The sequence below is a fragment of the Bradyrhizobium sp. genome (assembly GCF_049512235.1).
In the GTDB taxonomy this organism is placed as follows: domain Bacteria; phylum Pseudomonadota; class Alphaproteobacteria; order Rhizobiales; family Xanthobacteraceae; genus Bradyrhizobium.
Genome location: NZ_JBEKXH010000709.1, coordinates 1 through 2,626 on the forward strand (window position 1 = coordinate 1; position 2,626 = coordinate 2,626).

The following is a 2,626-nucleotide window of genomic DNA, read 5'->3' on the forward strand; positions in this document are numbered from 1 at the left end:
TCGCGGAAGAGCTCGATCCACTGACCGGACGCATGTTGGGCAATTTTCCGCAAGCCTACAGCCACGTTGGTCTGATCCACTGCGCTCTCAGTTTAAGCCGACTGGGGAGCCCGGCGGCAGAGCGTGCGGCATCGCAACGCTCAACGATCACCGATGCGTCCACCGTGGTAAACTCTCGATAAAGCCCAATAGGCAGACGCGTCCGCGGTACGATGCGAACAACTGGCCGCGGGCCCAGCGGCAGCTCGGCGGTGCACAGGCGGCAGCTATAGACCTCGGCGAGAGTCCTGTTGAGCAAGCTCAATTATGCGGTAATCCTGAAATGGAGTTTTGCAGGGCGGCCACCAGCACCGCGGGCCGGGCCGGCTTCGGTAACAGCACCTCATCGTTAAATCCGGACGGCAGGTGATCTCTGGAGACTGCCGACAGAAACAGGAACGGAGTGCGCCGCGAACGCAACTCGCGCGCTACGGCTTCCGCGGTCTCGTCCCGCAGGTTGACGTCGAGTACGGCGACGTCGCACCCCACCTCCTCGATCAATTTGAGCGCCTTGGCGACCGACGGCGCCGGTCCGACCACCAGGAAGCCGGCTTCGGTCAGCTGATCGGCGATGTCTATCGCTACGATCGCCTCGTCCTCAACCACCAGAACGCGCACGCTCATCGCGAGAAGCCGGCTTGAGAAAAAAAAGCACTCATATTGGCAAGCCTTCCAGAACGTTCTTCAGGGGGCAAGCAAAAAGCCAAATCAGGCCTGTCGATGAATAGTCTAAAACGGTCTGACCATCGAGACTCATCTCCACCATTTTGGTGACGACGGTGGTTCCAAACCCCCGATGGGTGGGAGCGCAGATAGGTGGTCCGTCGCGTTCCGCCCAACGAATTGAGAATACCGGCTCGGCTCTGTTGCCGTCGATCTCCCAGGCGATTTCGATCCGTCCCTCTGCACCCGACAACGCCCCATACTTGACAGTGTTGGTTGACAGCTCGTGAACAACCATGCCGATGGACTGCGCCGCAGCAGAGGACATCCGAATTGGAGGCCCATCAAACAGGATTCGCTTCCCCACGAGATCGCCAAAATGAGCGAGTTGGCCGCTGATGAGCTCGAAAGCGTCGATGCTTCTCCACTGGCTCTTGACGAGCAGGTCATGATTCACGGCCAGCGCCTGCACACGAGAAGAAAACTTTTTTACGAACTCCCGCGGGCTGGAGGCCGCGGTCTGCTGGGCAATCGCCGTGACGACGCTGAGGAGGTTCTTCGAGCGATGGTTGACCTCGTTCATCAACAAGCGGATCTGCTGTTCGGCCTGCTTGTGAGCTTCCGTACGGTCCAGGACGCGCTGCTCCAGCGTTTCGTTCAGCTCGCTCAATTGCTGCTGCACCAGCCGACGTTCAGCCACTTCGGCAGATAGCGCGCGGTTGGCGTCCTCGAGTTGGCGCTGCTTGAGAAACAATTCTGCGAGAACGGACACTTTAGAGCGAAGAATGGCCGGATTTATCGGCTTGAGAAGGTAGTCGACCGCTCCGCTGTCGTAGCCCTCGATGACGTGCTGATCCTCGTTGTAATAGGCGGTGAGGAATATGATCGGCACTTCGGAGGTCTTCTTGCGCTCCTTGATCATCTGGGCGAGCTCGAAGCCGGTGGTACCGGGCATCTGCACGTCCAATATCAGAACGGCGAAATCATGCCTGAGCAGCGCCAGCAGCGCCTGGTCGGCGGATTCGGCCCGAATCACCCGATAGCGGGGCGAATCCAGCACGGTTTCGAGCACAGTAAGGTTTCTCGGCTCGTCGTCGACGATGAGGATATTGACGATGCCATTGCCGCCGTCGGATGACGTCATATCCACGCTGGAGTCTTCAGGATCTTCGTGGGCCTGAACGATTGAAAGGTTCATCGTACTGCTTTCGAAATCCGGACCATCCGCGTCGAAACGTGCTGGGTATTCGATGCGAGGCTGCATAATGAGGGTGTCGGATGGCTGCGCATGTTCATCGGTAGAGCCAGACTCGCATGAGGGAAAGCAGCTGGTCGGTATTGACGGGTTTTGAGATGTAGTCGCTCGCGCCGGCCTCAAGGCATTTCTCGCGATCGCCTTTCATCGCCTTTGCCGTAAGCGCGAGAATTGGCAGCATTCTGAACTCCGGCGCGGCGCGAATCCTGCGGATCGTCTCGTATCCGTCCATTTCGGGCATCATGATATCCATCAGCACGAGACTGATGTCGGGCGTCGTTTCGATCAATTCGATCGCGTCCTTGCCCTTGGTGGTGCTGATGACATCGACTTCGTGGTTCTCCAGCAGCGAGGTGAGCGCGAAGATGTTGCGGGCGTCGTCGTCGACCACCAGCACCTTGCGGCTTCGCAGGATTTCCTTCGAACCGTGAAGCCGTTCGAGCATGGCCTGCTTGTGGGGGGGTAGATTTGTAACAACGCGGTGCAGGAACAGCGCGGTTTCGTCCAGCAACCGCTCGGGCGACTGCACATCCTTGAGTACGATGCTTTTGGCCATCGACTTGAGTTTCAACTGTTCTTCCACGCTTAGATCCTTGCCGGTGAAGACGACCACGGGGATCCTGGAGAACGACGGGTTGGCGTGCAGTCTTTCAAGAAGCTCAAATCCGG

General features: G+C 58.4%; 4 protein-coding genes. 1 reads left to right on the forward strand and 3 read right to left on the reverse strand.

Annotation, left to right across the window (positions count from 1 at the left end):
* The coding region (locus ABSG20_RS34255; protein WP_423868858.1) for a hypothetical protein at nt 1-182 on the forward strand (182 nt) is incomplete at its 5' end.
* A gap of 118 nt (nt 183-300) precedes the next feature.
* Here the strand turns inward: ABSG20_RS34255 and ABSG20_RS34260 are convergent.
* The 3 genes from ABSG20_RS34260 to ABSG20_RS34270 form a co-directional block, all read right to left on the reverse strand.
* Nucleotides 301-663 (reverse strand): response regulator, encoded by a 363-nt coding sequence (locus tag ABSG20_RS34260; RefSeq protein WP_423868859.1) that lies wholly within the window; start codon nt 661-663, stop codon nt 301-303.
* Between the two features lie 31 nt (nt 664-694).
* Complete coding sequence (locus ABSG20_RS34265) at nt 695-1,966, reverse strand: response regulator (RefSeq protein WP_423868860.1); 1,272 nt, start codon at nt 1,964-1,966, stop codon at nt 695-697.
* 28 nt (nt 1,967-1,994) lie between these two features.
* On the reverse strand, nt 1,995-2,626 hold a 632-nt coding region (locus ABSG20_RS34270), incomplete at its 5' end, for a response regulator (protein WP_423868861.1).